This is a genomic window from Streptomyces sp. NPDC059582, from assembly GCF_042735715.1.
Classification (GTDB): domain Bacteria; phylum Actinomycetota; class Actinomycetes; order Streptomycetales; family Streptomycetaceae; genus Streptomyces.
This window is the reverse complement of the sequence record NZ_JBHWCC010000016.1, coordinates 137,517-155,198: the sequence shown is the minus strand read 5'-3', so window position 1 is coordinate 155,198 and position 17,682 is coordinate 137,517. Positions and strand designations below refer to the sequence as shown.

The following is a 17,682-nucleotide window of genomic DNA, read 5'->3' as shown; positions in this document are numbered from 1 at the left end:
GCGCCGGGCAGGGCCGGTCGTCCGGGAAGGCCGCGTGCGCCGGGCAGCGCCGCGACCGGGCGGCCGAGGCGGGACCGGGACACCGGCGGCCGACGAGCGGGCACGGCGGTCCGGCACACGAACACGGCGCCGGGACCGCGGTCCGCGGGCGGTGCGCACCGGGGCGGCTCCAGCGACTCCACGGCGACCAGCGTTTCATGGTCGTCAAGAGGGCCCGGGTGCCGGGACCCGGCTCAGTAGCGAAGCACTCCCGCGATCCCCGGGGCGTCACCCAGGGTGCCGTCCGGTACGAAGCGCACTTCCGCGCCCGTCTCCAGGCACTGCTCGACGATCTCGTCCACGATGTCCTCGCGGGCGTCCAGATCGCCGCTGACGGCCGGGATCAGATGGTCACCGTCGTCGCGCACGGTGACGCGGTAGTTCTCCTCGACGGCGAGCAGCCGGATCCGCGCCTCCCGGGCGTTGCGCCAGACCTCGTCCACCCCGGCCGCGAACTCCTTGCGGCCGCGGGCGGATTCGAGCTCCCGGTTCACGCTGTCCACGCCCTTGCGGCCCTCGGCGGCCACCAGGGGACGTACGGCCTGCCACACCGCCTCGGGGGAGCCGTGCGCGAGACCGCCGTGCGGGATGTGCACCGCGTTCCCGCTGGCGCTGCCGGCGATCTCGTCGAGCAGGGACAGCGCCGCCTGCTCGCCGGTGACGTACAGCGGACGCGGATCGCCGCGCAGGATCCTGCCCATCGCGGTGTCCGCCTCGCGCAAGAAGTGGCGGGTGTCCTCGTCGCGGAAGGTGCTGGGCAGGTCGCCGATCCGTTGCCGGCGCTCGGCGTCGAAGTTCTCGGTGCCCCGCGTCAGCGGGAAGCCGCCGAGGTGCTCCTCGGTGACGCGGTCGACGCCGCCGTTCCACAGCGTGACGCGGTCCGCCGAGACCGACATCACCCAGAACGGCCGCTCGGCGGCCTGCGCGGAGACCAGGTTGCGGGTCAGGAAGGTGTCCGAGAGGACCACCCGTTCCGGCACCGCACGCGCCAGCGACCACACCTGGTGCTCACCCGGGGCGGCGAAGATCACCAGGCCGTCCTCGGCGTGCGCGAGGTCGATCTCGGCCAGCGCCCGGTCCAGCTGGTCGACGACTTCCGTGCGCCGCTCCCGCGTGACCGCGGGATCGGACTCCAGCTGTCGCTTGGCCTCGGCCAGCACATTGCGCAGCCGGACCGGGTCCTGGGTGCTGTCGGGCTCACGGCGGTGGGTCGGGGTCAGGACGGACACCGCCGGGTACGGGCGGGGCCGACGCAGCTCGGTGAGGGTCGCGGGACTGAGTGCGTGCTCCATAACAGAACGATAGGACTGATCCGCGTATCAGGCATTTGGGGGAGTCAGCCGATCATTCGGATCATCTCGGCATTTTCGCAGTTCGGGTGTTCGTGCCCGCCGCGTGGTCGCCGCGGAGGGCGAGCCTGCCGACCCTGACCGCCATGGTCGTCGGCTGCTCCATGGTCCGGTCGGGCGCGTTCCGGGGTGCGGGCGCGGTCATGGGCACCGCGTGACCTGTCCGATCGTGCGGGGCCCTGTGGAGTTCCGACGACATCGGCGCACGCCTCCGCACACCGGTCGACGCGATCGGTTTAACGCGCAATTAGTCCTGGTCACAGGCCAGTTGGCCGACACGCAGGGTTTACATGAGTCCGGCCTTCCGGGCGAACGGACTTGCTATGGTCTACCCGTTGGTAACACGCCGAGCGGGGGACGCGGGGAGTGGGCGGCCGGGGTGCCGCGACTTCCCGGGCGGGTTGTCGAGACGGGCGATCTGGCAAGGGGGCCGGATCGACAGCGAATTCCGCGCATCAGCGGCACGCGACTCTCGAACTCCAGTGCCCTTCTCATTGATTCGGACAGGTGAATCTCGTCACATGGCTCGTTCCCTGGTTGATGTCCTGACCACGCACGCCTCGCAACGGCCCGACCGCATCGCCTACCGCTACCTCGTCACGGGTGACAGTGACGGAGAGACGGCGGACATCTCCTACGCCCGCCTGGCCCGCCGCTCCCGGGCCGTCGCCGCCTGGCTCCAGGACCGCGGGCTGGCCGGCTCCCGCGCCATGCTGCTCTACCCACCCGGCCTGGAGTTCATCTCCGGCTACCTGGGCTGCCTCTCGGCCGGCGTGATCGCCGTACCGGGCGTACCCCCGCGGGGCCGGGCGCAGAACCACCGGGCCCTGACCCGGATGAAGCGTCTGATCGCCGACGCCGACGCCAAGGTGATCCTGGGTGGCCGTGAAGTCGTCGCCGCCCTGGCCGACATGGCGCGGCACCTGCCCGAACTCGTCGATGTCACCTGCGTGGTGACCGAGGACATACCCGACGACGCGGCGGACTCCTGGACCGAACCCGACCTCACCGCCGACTCGGTCGCCTTCCTCCAGTACACCTCCGGCTCCACCTCCGCCCCGAAGGGCGTGGCCGTGACCCACGGGAACCTGCTCGACAACGAGCGGGTCATCACCGAACGGATGGGCCACACCCCCGACACCATCGAGGAGTACGACGGTGAGCTGCTCCTCAGCTGGCTGCCGACGTATCACGACATGGGCCTCATCGGCCCGGTCCTGAACACCGTCTACCTCGGGGTGACCGCCACGCTCTTCTCGCCGCTGCACTTCCTTCAGCGGCCCGACCGCTGGCTCACCGCGATCAGCCGCTACCGCCCGCACACCAGCGGCGGCCCCAACTTCGCGTACGAGCTGTGCCTGAAGCACGCCACCCCCGAACTCGTCGACGCCCTCGACCTGAGTTCGTGGAAGGTCGCCTTCAACGGCGCCGAACCCGTGCGCGCCGCCACCCTGCGGCGATTCACCGGGACGTTCGCCCCGGCGGGCTTCCGCCGCGAGGCCTTCTACCCGTGCTACGGCCTGGCCGAGGCCACCGTGATGGTCACCGGCGGCTCGGTCGACGCCGCGCCGGTCCTCCTCGACGCCGACGGTTCGGGACCGCACTCCGGTGCGACGGACGCGGCCGCGATCGGCTGCGGCCGGCCCGGCCCCGGCATGACCGTGGCGGTCGCCGACCCCGAACAGCACGTCGAACTCCCGGAGGGCGAGGTCGGCGAGATCTGGGTGAGCGGCGCGAGCGTGGCCAAGGGCTACTGGCGCAACGCTCTCGCCACCCGCCAGACCTTCCGGGCCACCCTGGCCGGCCACGAAGGCCGCTTCCTGCGCACCGGCGACCTCGGATTCCTGCGCGACGGCGAACTGTTCGTCACCGGCAGGCTGAAGGACCTGATGGTCGTCGACGGCCGCAACCACTACCCGCAGGACCTGGAACTCGCCGCCGAGATGTCCCACCCGGCACTGCGGCCCGGCTGCACCGCCGCCTTCTCCGTCGACGCCGGGGTGGAGGGCGAGTTGCCCGTCCTCGTCGCCGAGGTGTCCGCCGACGCGGCCGACGAGACCGAGAAGATCACCGACCTGGTGCGCGCCGCGATCGGCGAGGCCCACGGCCTGCCCGTGCACGACGTCGTCCTCGTCCACCCCGGCACCATCCCGAAGACGTCCAGCGGGAAGATCCAGCGCCGCGCCTCCCGCGCCGCCTACCTCGACGGCACCCTCTCCCCGGTCGGCGCGCCCGCCCCGCGATGACACCGTCCACCGGCGTGCCCCGCGCGCGCCGGCGGTCCGACACCGGCCGCGGCCCGGCTCACGCCCCCGCGCACGCCGTCCTGCCCCGCGGGCCGCGCACACCCGCAGCCGCCGCCACGCCACCGGCATTCGCGCCTCGGGCGTACGGAATTCCGCCTGAGCCCCAGTTCACGAGGACACCTTTTCCCGATGCCTGCGAACGAGTCCCCGAAGCAGACCCCCGACCCGTCCCTGACGACCACCGAGGGCGTACGGGCCTGGCTGGCGTCGGCCGTCGCCGAGACGGCCGGACTCGACCCGCTGACCGTCGACCCGCACCGGCCGCTCGCCGAGTTCGGCCTGGGGTCGCGGCAGTTGGTCGCCCTGGGAGTCGAGCTGTCCGAGCACGTCGGCCGCACCCTGGAGCCGTCCTTCCTGTTCAGCCACCCCACCATCGCCGCGCTCGCCGACGCGGTACTCGACGAACGGCCCACCGTCGGGGCGGAGTCAGTTCGGCAACCCATGCGGACGGAGTCCGCTCAGCCGCCCGCACAGGCCGACGACGACATCGCGATCATCTCCATGGCCTGCCGTTTCCCCGGCGGCGCCGACGACCCCGAGGCGCTGTGGCGACTGCTGGCCGCCGGTGAGGACGCCATCTCCGACGTTCCCGCGGGCCGTTGGGACACCCGGGGACTCCTCGATCCCGATCCCGGGGCCACCGGCAAGGCCTACACGTTGCGTGGCGGATACCTCGACGGCATCGACCGCTTCGACGCGCCCTTCTTCGGCATCTCGCCGCGCGAGGCCGCCGCCATGGACCCCCAGCAGCGGCTGCTGCTGCAGACCGGCTGGGAGGCCGTCGAGCGGGCCGGAATCCTCCCCGAGACCCTGAACGGCACCTGCACCGGCGTCTACATCGGCCTCTACGACAGCGGCTACCTGGCCGCCGCGTCCCTCGACCGGCTCGACGGCCACGTGGGCACCGGCTCGGCGTCCAGTGTCGCCTCCGGGCGCATCGCCTACACCCTCGGCCTCCAGGGTCCGGCCGTCACCGTCGACACCGCCTGCTCCTCCTCCCTCGTCGCTCTCCACCTCGCCGCCCGGGCCCTGGCGAGCGGTGAGTGCGACCTGGCGCTCGCGGGCGGCGCGACCCTGCTGGTCACCCCGCGCGGACACGTGGAGTTCAGCAGGCTGCGCGGCCTGTCTCCGTCCGGCAGGTGCAGCCCCTTCTCGGCCGACGCGGACGGCGTGGTGTGGGCCGAGGGCTGCGGCCTGGTGCTGCTCAAGCGGCTCGTGGACGCCCGCCGTGACGGCGACCGGGTCCTCGCCGTCGTCAAGGGCTCGGCGATCAACCAGGACGGCCGCAGCCAGGGCCTGAGTGCCCCCAACGGCCTCGCCCAGGAACGGGTGCTGCGCGCCGCACTGCACGCGGCCGGCCTGCGCCCCGAGGACATCGACCACGTCGAGGCCCATGGCACCGGCACCCGGCTCGGCGACCCCATCGAGGGCAACGCGCTGGCCGCCGTCTTCGGGCCGGACCGCCCGGCCGACCGGCCGCTCGGCGTCGGTTCCCTGAAGTCGAACATCGGCCACACCCAGGCCGCGGCCGGCATCGGCGGCGTCATCAAGACGGTACTGGCCCTCGGTCACGAGCGGATCCCGGCGTCCCTGCACGCCGGGACCCCGACCGAGCACGTCGACTGGGCGCGCGGCGGCCTGCGCGTGCACAGCGCATCGCAGTCATGGCCGCGGCGCGCGGACCGGGTGCGGCGGGCCGGGGTGAGCGCGTTCGGCATCAGCGGGACGAACGCGCACGTGGTGCTGGAGGAGGCGCCGGGGGAGCTGTCCGACGGCGTTGGCGAGGACGTTGGTGCCGGTGCCAGTGCCAGTGCCAGTGCCAGTGCCAGTGCCAGTGCCGGTGCCGGTGCCGGTGCTGGTGCCGGTGCCGGTGATCGTGCCGCCCTTGCCCGTACCGCTTCTGACGCTTCGACGGATGCCGGACACCGCCAGGGATCCACCCTCTTCCCGCTCTCCGCCCGTACGCTCCCCGCCCTCCGCGGCCAGGCCGCCCGCCTCCTCGACGCCCTCGACGCGCACCCCGGCCCGCCGCTGCCCTCGGTCGGCGCGACGCTCGCCCACCACCGCACCCACTTCGAGCAGCGCGCGGTCCTGCGCGCCGGAGACCGTGACGAACTGCGCACCGCCCTGCGCGCGCTGGCCGCCGGAACGGCCGACCCCGACCTGACCGTCGGCCCCCGGCGGGCCCTCCCCGCGGGCAGGGTGGCCTTCGTCTTCCCCGGGCAGGGCGCGCAGTGGGCGGGCATGGCCCGGGACCTGCTGGAGCGCGACCCGGTGTTCGCGGACGAACTCGACCGCTGCGACGGCGCCCTGCGCCCGTTCACCGAGTGGTCCGTGGCGGCCGTCCTGCGTGGTGACGCGGGCGCCCCCTCCCTGGAGCGCGTGGACGTCGTACAGCCGGTGCTCTTCGCGGTGATGGTGTCCTTGGCCGCGGTGTGGCGGGCGCGTGGTGTACGGCCGGACGCGGTGATCGGGCACAGCCAGGGCGAGGTCGCCGCGGCCTGCGTCGCCGGGGCGCTCAGTCTCAGCGACGCGGCGGCCGTGGTCGCCCTGCGCAGCCAGGCCCTGACCGGACTGTCCGGCTCCGGCACCATGGCCGTCGTCGCCCTCCCGCACACCGAGGTGGCGGCCCGGCTCGCCGGCCTCGACGACGCGGTCTCGGTCGCCGCCGTCAACAGCGGCCGTTCGACGGTCCTCGCCGGCGCCGTCGAGCCCCTGGAGGCCCTGCTCGCCGACCTCGACCGGGAACAGGTCTTCGTCCGCCGCCTCGACGTCGACTACGCCTCCCACAGCACCCAGGTCGAAGCGGTCCGCGCGACGATCCTCGACGAACTCGACGGCGTCACCACCTGCCCCACGTCCGTCGCCTGGTACTCCACGGTCACCGGCGAACCCGTCACCGAGGCACTCGAAGCCGACTACTGGTACACCAACCTGCGCGAACCGGTCCGCTTCGCGGCCACCGTGGAGCGCATGGCGGCCGACGGCTACCGCCACTTCGTCGAACTGAGCCCTCACCCGGCCCTGTCGACCGCCCTGCGTACGGTCGGTGAGGACGCCGGCCACGACCTCGTCGCCGTCGGCTCCCTGCGCCGCGACGAGGACGGACCCACCTGCCTCGACCTGGCGGCGGCCGAACTCCACGTCCACGGACGGCCGATCGACTGGCGTCGGCTGGTCCCCGTCACCGGTCCGGCCGACCTGCCCACCTACGCCTGGGACCCACAGCGCCACTGGACCGAGCCCGAGTCCGCCACCGGCGGGCCCGGCCTCTTCGACCGCGCCGCGCACCCGTTGCTCGGCATCCAGCTCCAGTCCGCCGACGAGACCCGCTGGACCTTCCGCGACGAATGGTCGCCCGCCACCACCGACTGGCTGCCCGACCACGCCGTGTTCGGCCGGACCGTGGTGTCCGGCACGACCCTGCTGGAACTGTGCCGCGCCGCCCTCGACACGGCCCGCCCGGACCGGCCGGCCGATGTCGCCGACCTGCTCCTGCTCAGCCCCCTCACCCTGCCGTCCACCGGCACGGTCGAGGTGTCCGTCGAGGTGAGCACCGCGGGCCCCGTGCCGGAAGTCACCGTGCACAGCCGCCCGCGCGGCGCCGAGGCCGTCGGCTGGACCCTGCACGCGACGGCGTCCGCGGCCCCGCCCGCGCCGACGACGAACGGAGCGCCGCCCGAGTGGCCGCAGGCCGCCGAACCCGCCTGGAGCCCGGACGGCTACGACCGCCTCACCGCGCTCGGCCTCGGCTACGGCCCCGCCTTCCGGGGCGTGCGGGAGGCCGTCCCGACCGGCGACGGCGAGCTGCTGGCCCGGCTGTCGCTGCCCGCCGTGGCCCGGGACGTGGCCGACCCCTACCCCGTCCATCCCGCACTGCTCGACGCGGCCCTGCACGTGGCCGCCGCGCTCGACCCGTCCGATCCCCGGGTGCTGCTGCCCGTATCGGTGGGCCGCTGCGTGCTGCCGCCCGGCGGTGCGACCGAGCTCACCGCCTCCGTCCGGCGCACCGGCGGCTCGGCGACCGACCTCACGCTGGACGTGTCCCTGTGGGACGCCGACGGCCTCCCGGCGGGCCGGCTCGAGGGCGTCCGGCTGCGGGCGGTGAACCCGGCGGACCTGAACACCGGCGCGGAGAACGGCCGCCATCTGTACGAGGTGGCGTGGACGCAGGTGCCACCGGCGCAGCCGCACGGCGGCACGTGGTCCGTGCGCGGCGAGCCGTCGGACCCCGTGGTCGGATCGATCCTGCGCGCCCTCGCCGCGGCGGGCGTCCCGGTGCGTGACACGGACGCCGACGTCGTCGTACGGATCTGGCCGCGCCCGCCGCAGGGCACGGAACCAGCCTCCGTCGCCCATGAGTTGGCGGCCGATGCGCTCGCCGAGCTGCAGGCGCTGATCGCCCTGCCGCCGGGCGAGGCGCCCGCCCGGACCGTATGGGTCACGCGCGGAGCGGTCGCGGCCGGTGACGGCGACGGCGTGCCCGGGCTCGCCCAGTCCGTGCTGTGGGGCCTGGCCCGCAGCGCTCGCACCGAGCACCCCGACCTCGGGCTGACCCTGCTCGACCTCGACGACACCGTCCCCGAAGAGCTCACCGCCGCCCTCGCGCATCCCGCCGAACCCGAACTCGCCGTCCGGGCCACCACGTTGCTCGCCCCGCGACTCATACGGGCCCGCGCGGCGAAGCCGGCCGCCTCCCTGCCCACCGACGGCACCGTGCTGATCACCGGCGGTCTCGGAGCGGTCGGCCGCCACCTCGCCCGGCTGCTCGCCGAACAGGGCGTACCACGCCTGCTGCTGACGTCCCGCCAGGGAGGCGCCGACCCACGCGCGGCCGGGGCCATGGCCGAACTCGCCGCACTCGGCGCCGAGGTCGACGTCGCGGCCTGCGACGTCGCCGATCCGAACGCCCTCGCCGCCGTGCTCGCCGCCATCGGCGACGAGCGGCCGCTGCGCGGTGTCGTGCACTGTGCCGGTGTCCTGGACGACGGAGTGATCGCCGACCTGACGCCCGAACGCCTCACCCGGGTACTGCGCCCCAAGGCCGACGGTGCCGCCCACCTCCACCGGCTCACCGCCGACCTGCCGCTCGGCCTGTTCCTGCTGGTCTCCTCGGCGGCCGGCGTCGTCGGAAACGCCGGCCAGGGCAACTACGCGGCGGCCAACGTCTTCCTCGACCAACTCGCCCACCACCGCAGGGCCCTGGGTCTGCCCGGCACCGCCGTCGCCTTCGGAGCCTGGGCCGGTGAGGGGTTGGCCGCCGAGCACGCCGACCTGGAGCGGATGGCCCGCGCGGGATACCGCGCCCTCACCCCCGAACAGGGCCGCGACCTCACCGACCTCGCCCTGCGCCGAGGCGCCCCGCACCTCGTGGCCTGGATCCTGGACCTGCCCCGCCTGCGCGAGAGCGCGGCAGCCGACGGGACGCTGTGGCGCTCGCTGCTTCCCGCGCCCCGCACCACCGGGCAGCCCGGCGGCCTGGCGGAACGCCTGGCCCGGCTGCCCGAGGCCGAACGCGCCGAACGGGTCCTCGCCCTGGTCCGCGAGGAGGCCTCCCGCGCCCTCGGCCTGCGCTCGGCCGACTCCGTCCGGCCCGACCAGCCGCTGCGCGACCTCGGCATGGACTCGATGACGGCTGTCGAACTCCGCAACCGCATCGGCACCCGCATCGGTGCCAGGCTCCCCGCCACCCTGCTCTTCGACCACCCGAGCCCGGGCCGCCTCGCCGCGTACCTGCTCAGCACCGCCCTCGCGCCGGACAGCGGCGCGATGCGCCGGGCCGGGCCACTCCGGACTCCGGCCACGACCACGGCCGCCGACGAGCCGATCGCCGTCGTGTCCATGGCCTGCCGCCTCCCCGGCGGCGTCTGCGACCCCGACGACCTGTGGCGCCTGGTCGTCGACGGCCGGGACGCCGTCGGCCCGTTCCCCGCGGGACGCTGGGACGTCGAGTCGCTCTACGACCCCGACCCCGACGCCCCGGGCAAGACCTACGCCCGCGAAGGCGGTTTCCTCGACGACATCGAGTCGTTCGACGCGGGGTTCTTCGGCATCACCCCGAAGGAAGCCGCCGCCATGGACCCGCAGCAGCGCCTGCTCCTGGAGACCGCCTGGGAGTCCCTGGAGCGGGCCGGGATCGTGCCCGCCGACCTGGCGGGCAGCACCACCGGTGTGTACGTCGGCATGTTCGGCAGCGACTATCTGTCGGGCTCCCGGCTCGATCAGCTCGACGGGTACGTCGGCACCGGGTCGGCGCTGAGCGTGGCCTCGGGCCGGCTCGCCTACACCCTGGGCCTGCACGGTCCGGCGCTCACCGTGGACACGGCCTGCTCGTCCGCCCTGGTCGCCACCCATCTGGCGGCCCAGGCGCTGCGCTCCGGTGAGTGCGACCTCGCCCTCGCGGGCGGTGTGACCCTGATGGTCACACCACAGACCTTCGTCGAGTTCAGCCGACTGCGCGGCCTGTCCACGACCGGCCGCTGCCGCTCCTTCTCCGACGACGCCGACGGCGCCGTCTGGGCCGAGGGCGCCGGCATGCTCGTACTCAAGCGGCTGAGCGACGCCCGCCGGGACGGCGACGAGGTGCTCGCACTGCTGCGCGGCACGGCCGTCAACCAGGACGGCCGCAGCCAGGGCCTGTCCGCGCCGAACGGCCCCGCACAGGAACAGGTGGTCCGGCGGGCCCTGGAGCTGTCCCGGCTCGACCCCGCCGACATCGACTACGTCGAGGCCCACGGCACCGGCACCACCCTGGGCGACCCGATCGAGGCGAACGCCCTCGCGGAGGTCTTCGGCGCCTCCCGGCCCACGGACCGCCCGCTCTACCTGGGCTCGCTGAAATCCAACATCGGGCACACCCAGGCGGCCTCCGGCGTCGCCGGCCTGATCAAGGTGGTCCAGTCCCTGCGTCACCGGACCCTGCCGGCCACCCTGCACGCGGACCGACCCAGCCGCCACGTCGACTGGGCCGACAGCGGACTGGAACTGCTCCGGCGGACGGTGGACTGGCCCGCCACGGGGGAGCGGCCACGGCGCGCCGGTGTCAGCGCCTTCGGCATCAGCGGCACCAACGCCCACGTGATCGTCGAGGAGGCGCCGCCCACCGAGCTCCCGGCACGGACCGAGATCGCCCCGGAGAAGCGGCTGTTCGTGCTGTCCGGACGGACCGAGGCCGCCGCCCGCGCACAGGCGGCGCGGCTGGCCCGGCACGTCAGCGACGACACCGGCCTCCCGGACGTCGCCCACACCCTCGCCCGGCACCGCAGCCACTTCGAGCGGCGCACCGCGTTCGTGGCGGGCGACCGCGACGAACTTGTCGCCCATCTCGACGCGTTGGCGTCCGGTCGCGCGCCCCTCGCCGCGCCCCGCGAGGACCGGACCGGCAAGGTGGCCTTCGTCCTCGCCGGACACGGCGGACAGTGGCCCGGCATGGCCGTGGAACTGGCGGCCGGGTCCAGGCCGTTCCGCGAGGAGCTCGCCCGGATCGACGAGGCGATCCACCGCCAGGCGGGCTGGTCGGTCCGCAACGTGCTGCGGGCGCCGGAGGAGTTCTCCCCGCTGGACCGGACCGAGTACCTGCAACCGGTCCTCTTCGCGGTCAACTCCTCACTCGCCGCCGCCTGGCGCGCCCTCGGCGTCGCCCCCGACGCCGTCGTCGGCCACAGCCTCGGTGAGATCGCCGCCGCCTATTGCGCGGGCGCCCTCACCCTGGACGACGCCGTGACCGTCGTGACCGGTCGCGCGCAGACGGTCGTCCCCCTGGTCGGGCGGGGCGGCATGCTCGCCGTGGAACTGCCGGCCGCCGAGGCCGAGGCACTCCTCGCGCCCTACCCGGACCGGCTGTTCGTCGCGGCGGTCAACAGCGCCCGCTCCACCGCGATCTCCGGGGACGCCGACGCGCTCGCCGAACTCCGCGGCCGACTGGACGAACAGGGCGTCGGCGCCCGCCCGTTGTCGACGCCGTTCGCCTCGCACACCCCCCTGATGGACCCCCTGCGCGACGAACTCCTCGACCGCATCTGCGGCGTCCGGGGCTCGCGCACGCCCACGCCCCTGTACTCGACGGTGCTGGCCGAGCCCATACCGGGCGACCGTCTCGACCCCGCCTACTGGTACGCCAACCTCGCCCGGCCCGTCCGCTTCGCTGACACCGTCCGGCGCATGCTGGACGACGGCTACCGCTACTTCGTCGAGCTGAGCCCGCACCCCTCGCTGCTCCCCGCCGTCGAGGCTGTGGCGGCCGAGGCCGGGATCGACGCCGTGGGTGTCGGTTCACTGCGCCGACAGCAGGACGGCCCCGCCGTACTCCTGCGCAGGGCAGGGGAGCTGTACGCGGCCGGGCGCACCCCCGACTGGACCGCGCTGTTCCCGGACGGCGAGGGCCGCCGGTCCGACCTGCCCACGTACGCCTTCGCCCGCGAACGTCACTGGCTCGCCCCCGCACCGGCCACCGCCACCGGCGGCTCGCCGCTGCTCGGCACCCACGTCGAGGCCAGCGACGAACCCGACCGGCACCTCTTCCAGAGCGACATCGACCTGCGCGACAGCCGATTCGCCTACCTGACCGACCACCAGGTCACCGGCGAGGTCTGGCTGCCCGGCGCCGCCTTCCTCGACCTGGCACTGGAGGCCGCGGCCACGCTCCAGGACGGCGGCGAGGTGACGCTCGCCGACGTGGGCCTCGTCCAGCCCCTGCGGCTGGACGCGGCCCGGCCCGTACGGCTGCAACTGCTGCTGCGGCCCGCCGAGGACGGCTTCCGGGCCTTCACCGTCTCCTCCCGGCCGGCCGGTGAGCGGCGCGCCCGCTGGGAGCGGCACGTCGAGGGCCGGGTCGCCGTCAGCGCCCCGCGGACCACGACCGGCACACCCCTCGCCGACCTGCGCGAGCGATGCACCGAGCAGGTCGACATACCGGCCGTGTACGCCCGGCTCGCCGCCCTCGGCATCGACTACGGACCGCTCTTCCGCGGCCTGGAGACCGGTCACCGCAACGCCACCGAGGCGCTCGGCCGCCTCACCTCCCGCCCCGCCGCCGGACACCTGCTGCATCCGGCCGTCCTCGACGCCGCCTTCCACGCCGCCGCGCTGCCGGCCGACGCACCGCAGGGCCGGGCCTTCGTGCCCGCCGGGTTCGGACGGCTGCGGCACACCGGACTGCGGACCACGCCCGCCTGGGTGACCTGCGAACTGCGCTCGATGACCGCGGACACCGCCACCCTCGACCTGCGGCTGTGGGACGAGCGCGAGCAACTGCTGCTGGAGGCTACGGAGTTCCGCCTCGCCGCGCTCTCCCCGCTGGACGGCGCGCTCTTCGAGACCCGCTGGCAGCCCCGCCCGGTCGCCCAGGAACCGCCCACCACGGGCAGTTGGCTGATCCTCGCCGACGACACCGGCACGGCCGCCGACCTCGCCCGGCGACTGGGCACCTCGGTACCGCACGTGATCGCCCGCAGGGGCCGGGCCTACGAGCCGGAGGGGGCCGGCCGCTACGTCCTCGACACCGCCGACCCCCGGCAGCTGGCCCGCCTCCTCGACGAGGCCTTCGCGGACGGGCCGCCCGAGCGGGTGGTCCAGCTGTCCGCCCTCGACGCCCCCACGATCGAGGACACCCGTACCGCCGAGGAAGCCGCCCGGTCGTGCTGCCTGAGCACCCTGCACCTGGTGCGCGCGCTCGCCGACCGCCCGCGACCCGGCCGCGCACCCCGCCTGTTCGTCGTCGTGCGCGGCACCCAACCCGTGGGTGAAAGCGCACAGGTGACGTACCCTCAGCAGGCGCTCGCGTGGGGCTTCGCCCTCACCGTGGCGCAGGAGCACCCGGAGCTGGCGACCACCCTCGTCGACCTGCCCGCCGACGGCGGGGCCGACGCCCTGTGGACACAGCTGTGGCACGCGGACGACGAACGGCTCGTCGCCGTGCGCGACGCGGGCCGGTTCGTGCCACGTCTGGCCCGCACCCGCCCCGACGACCACGAGGGCCACGGAACCGCCCCGGACGGCGTCCACCTGATCACCGGCGGCCTCGGCGGCCTCGGCCGGGTCGTCGCCGAACGGCTGGTCCGGCGGGGCGTCCGTCGGCTGGCCCTGATGAGCCGGGGCACGCCCGACGCGGACACCGCCCGCTGGATCCAGGACATCGAGGCGCGCGGTGTCACCGTGCACCTCGCCCGCGCCGACGTCTCCGACCGCGCCGCCCTGACGGCCGCCCTGGACACCCTGCGACGCGAGAGCGGCCCCCTCGCCGGGATCGTGCACGCGGCCGGTGTCCTCGACGACGCCACCCTCGCCAACCTGACCGACGAACGCGTCCTGCGGGTCCTCGCACCCAAGGTGCTGGGCACCGCGCTGCTCACCGAACTGGCTCCCGAGGCCGGCAACCTGGTCCTGTTCTCCTCCGTGGCCGGCCTCCTCGGCTCCGCCGGACAGGGCCCGTACGCGGCGGCCAACGCCTTCCTCGACGCCTGGGCCCACCACCTGTCCCGCACCGGCCGCCACGCGCTGAGCCTCGACTGGGGCGCCTGGGCCGGCGTCGGGATGGTCGCCGGGTCCGACACCCGGGCCGCCGAGACCGGCCGCTCGGGCCTCGTCGCCTTCTCCCCGCAGGAGGGCGGCGAGCTGTTCGAGCGCGTCCTGGGCACCTCCCGGCGCCAGCTCGCCCCCGTCGCCCTCGACCGGGAGCTGCTGGCCCTCGACCCGGACGCGGCCCGCACCCGCCCGATCCTGGCCGACCTGGTCACCGCCCCGACCGGCCCGACCGCTTCGGACGACCTCGTGAAGAAGGTGTTCGCGGCGAGCGCCGACGACCGCGTCGCCTGGCTGGAGACCTACGTACGCGCCCGGGTGGTCGAGGTCTCCGGCGGCCTCGTGGACGCGGCCGCCACCACCGCGCTGAAGGAACTGGGCCTGGACTCCCTCATGCTGGTGCGGCTGCGCAACGCCTTCGCCCGCGAGCTGGGCGTCGAACTGCCCACCGCGGACCTGTTCGCCGCCGCCGACATCCGCGGCCTCGCCCGAGCCCTCGCCGACGGCCTGCCGGAACGCGCCGAGGTCCCGCAGCGGGCGGCCGACCGGCCCACCGAGGTGCCCGAGACACAGCTGCGGCCCGCTACCCGTGACGTGGTACGCCTGCTGCGCAGTGCCCGGGCCGGCATGCCCGGCGCGGCACACGCCGTCGGCCTCGCCGTCCGGCTCACCGTGCCGACCACCCGGGAGACGCTCACCGGCATCCTGACCCGGCTCGTCGCCCGGCACGCGGCCCTGCGCACCGCCGTCGTCACGGCTGCCGACGGCACACGGCACCTGCGCGTGGATCGCGCACCGGCCGATCCGGTGCTGCGCTGGACCACCGGCGACGGCGGGTCCGACGCCGCCGACACGCTCCGGGCGCTGCTGGAGCTGCCGTTCGACCTGGCGCGCACCTCGCTGTGGCGGTTCGAACTGCTCGACCGCGCGGCGGCGGGCCAGATCCTCGTGTTCGGCGCCCACCACGCGGTCAGCGACCTCCAGTCGCTGCTGCTCGTGGCCGCGGAGATCGACGCCGAACTCTCCGGCACCGAGCTCGACGGCACGCTCACCAACCGGGACGTCGACCTGCTGATCGAGGCCCAACAGGGCGGCGAGGGCTCGGGCGCCGACTGGCGCGAGGCGTTCCACGGCAGCGAGCGCCTCGACCTCACCCTCGCCGGGCCGCGCCCCGCGAACCGGACCTACCGGGCCGGCAGTGTCACCGTCGTCCTCCCCGAAGGCCTCCTGGAACGCGTCTCGACGGTCGCGAGCCGTCTCGCCGTCACCCCCGCCGCCTTCTGCCTCGGCACCCTGACCGTCCTGCTCGCGAGGATGCGCGAACGCGAGCGGTTCGTGCTCGCCGTGCCCGTGGACACCCGCATCCACGCCGACGCCCACGGCGCGGTGGGTTTCTACGGCATCCCCGTGCCGTTCCCGGCCCAGGCCCGGCCGGACGACACGGTCGAGGAGGTGCTGCGCCGCACGGACGAGCGGCTGCGACGGATCCTGGCCAAGGGCGCCATGTTCTCCGACGTCCTCGCCACCCTCGCCCGACAGGGCCTGCACCGGCCCGACGCCCCACTGGTCGAGGTCTACTTCAATTACGTACGGTCCGCCGGCCGCCTCGACAACCTGGAGGTGCTGCCGGCCGGGACGGGCTACTCCGATCTCGACCTGATGATCACCATGACTCCGGACGCGGGGCGGGTCCGCCTCGACCACAACCTCGACATCCTGGACGCGCCGAGCACCACCCGGCTGGGGGAGGAGTTCCTCGAACTGCTGGCGGAGGCGGCCCAGGATCCGCGGGCGGTCGTCCGCCCGGCCCACGCCACCGCGCGGCCCGCGGCCCGCGGGTCCCTCGCCCTCGCCGCCACCTTCGCCCTCGGCAACCTGCCGCCGCTGTGCGAGGCCGCCCTCGACGGCGAACTGGGCGTCGCCGAAGCCCCGTACCACCAGGTGCTCGCCGCCCTCCAGGACCCCTCCGGCGTCTTCGCCGACCCCGCCACCGCGGTGGGCGTGGTGCTGCTGCGGGCGACGGACCTGGAGCGCTTCGGCCCGCTCGACGACACCGTGCTCGCGGAACTGCGCACCGCCTACCCGGCCGCGCTGCGGGCCCTGGCCGAGCGCACCCGCAAGCCGCTGGTCGTCGGCTTCCCGCCGAGCGGCGCGGTGGCGCGGCGGTTCACCCGCTGGGAGCGCGAAGTCGCCGCCGAACTGGCCGAGTCGCCCGGCATCGCGGTCCTCGGCTGCGACGAGTGGACCCGGCACCACCCCGTCGAGGAACCCTTCGACGAGCGGACCGAGCGACTGGCCCACCTGCCCTTCACCCCGCCCTTCCAGGCCGCGGTCGCCCTGCGCCTGGCCGAGGTCGTACGAGCGGTGCGGCGGCCCGCGCCGAAGGTGATCGCCGTCGACGGCGACGAGACGCTGTGGGGCGGGGTCGCCGGCGAGAGCGGCCCCGACGCGGTGGACCTCACCGGACCGCGCGCCCTGCTCGCCCGCAGGCTGCTCCAGTGGCGGGCGGCCGGTGCTCTGCTGGTCCTGGTCAGCAACAACGACGAGGCCACGGTCCGTGCCGTCCTGGACCGCCCGGACAGCGTGCTCGCGGCCGAGCACTTCAGTGTGGTCTCCGCCGCCTGGGGCCCCAAGCCGGGCCGACTCGCGGAGGCGGCCCGCACGCTCGACCTGGGCCTGGACAGCTTCCTGTTCCTGGACGACAACCCGGCCGAGATCGCCAAGATGCGGGCGGCACTGCCGCAGGTGCTGTCGGTGACCTGCCCGCCGGCGGGTGAACTGGACGCCTTCCTGGACCGGTTGTGGCCGCTGGTCCCGGCCGCGGCGACCGCCGAGGACGCCCTGCGGGCCCGCTTCTACGCACAGGAGCGGGAGCGGGACGCCGTCCGTGAGGAGGGCGGGTTCGAGGACTTCCTCGCCCGGCTGGAACTCCGGGTCGACATCCGTGAGGTGTCCGAGGAGGACGTGCCCAGGGCCGAGCAACTGGTCCGCCGGACCAATCAGTTCACCCTACGAGCCCGTTCCGCCGACGGGGGCGATCTCGCCCGCTGGCGGCAGCGCGGCGAGGTGTGGACGGCCGCGGCCCGCGACCGCTTCGGCGACTACGGCCAGATCGGCCTCCTCGCCGTCCGGGCCGACGGCGACCGGCTCGACGTACTGGCCTGGCTGATGAGCTGCCGGGCGCTCGGCCGCGGGGTCGAGGAACGTCTGCTCCAGTGGCTGGCCGACCGCGCCGACGAACTGGGCTGCACGAAGGTCAGGTTGACGGCGGAGCGCACCGAACGCAACGCGCCGGCCCGTCGGCTGATCGCCGCGCTGGGCGGCGGTCACCAGGACGACGAGCGGCTGGAGACCGTGGCCACACCGGAACACCTGCGCGCGTTCCGCTCCTGGCGGCAGCGCTGAACGGGGACCGAGCGGCCATGACGGAAAGGACCGTGCACAACGTGAAGGGCTCTCATGCGTGACGT

General features: G+C 74.6%; 3 protein-coding genes and 1 pseudogene. 2 read left to right on the top strand and 2 right to left on the bottom strand.

The features are described 5' to 3' along the window. Both ACFV0T_RS16705 and ACFV0T_RS16700 read right to left on the bottom strand, forming a co-directional pair. A pseudogene (locus ACFV0T_RS16705) lies at window positions 1-182 on the bottom strand (hypothetical protein); the annotation flags it as partial. A 51-nt stretch (window positions 183-233) separates the two neighbouring features. Beyond that, window positions 234-1,331 (bottom strand): chemotaxis protein, encoded by a 1,098-nt coding sequence (locus ACFV0T_RS16700; protein ID WP_385779090.1) that lies wholly within the window; start codon window positions 1,329-1,331, stop codon window positions 234-236. Between the two features lie 578 nt (window positions 1,332-1,909). On the opposite strand from ACFV0T_RS16700, the gene ACFV0T_RS16695 reads away from it, so the two are divergent. Further along, window positions 1,910-3,634, top strand: coding sequence for a fatty acyl-AMP ligase (locus tag ACFV0T_RS16695; RefSeq protein ID WP_385779088.1), 1,725 nt, complete (start codon window positions 1,910-1,912; stop codon window positions 3,632-3,634). Window positions 3,635-3,823: 189 nt separating this feature from the next. After that, entirely contained in the window at window positions 3,824-17,617 is a 13,794-nt protein-coding gene (locus ACFV0T_RS16690; RefSeq protein WP_385779086.1) for an SDR family NAD(P)-dependent oxidoreductase, read from the top strand. Window positions 17,618-17,682: the final 65 nt, after the last annotated feature.

Coding starts and splice junctions, on each gene's coding strand:
- ACFV0T_RS16700 (WP_385779090.1), bottom strand. CDS start 1,331: ATGGAGCACGCACTCAGTCCCGCGACCCTCACCGAGCTGCGTCGGCCC.
- ACFV0T_RS16695 (WP_385779088.1), top strand. CDS start 1,910: ATGGCTCGTTCCCTGGTTGATGTCCTGACCACGCACGCCTCGCAACGG.
- ACFV0T_RS16690 (WP_385779086.1), top strand. CDS start 3,824: ATGCCTGCGAACGAGTCCCCGAAGCAGACCCCCGACCCGTCCCTGACG.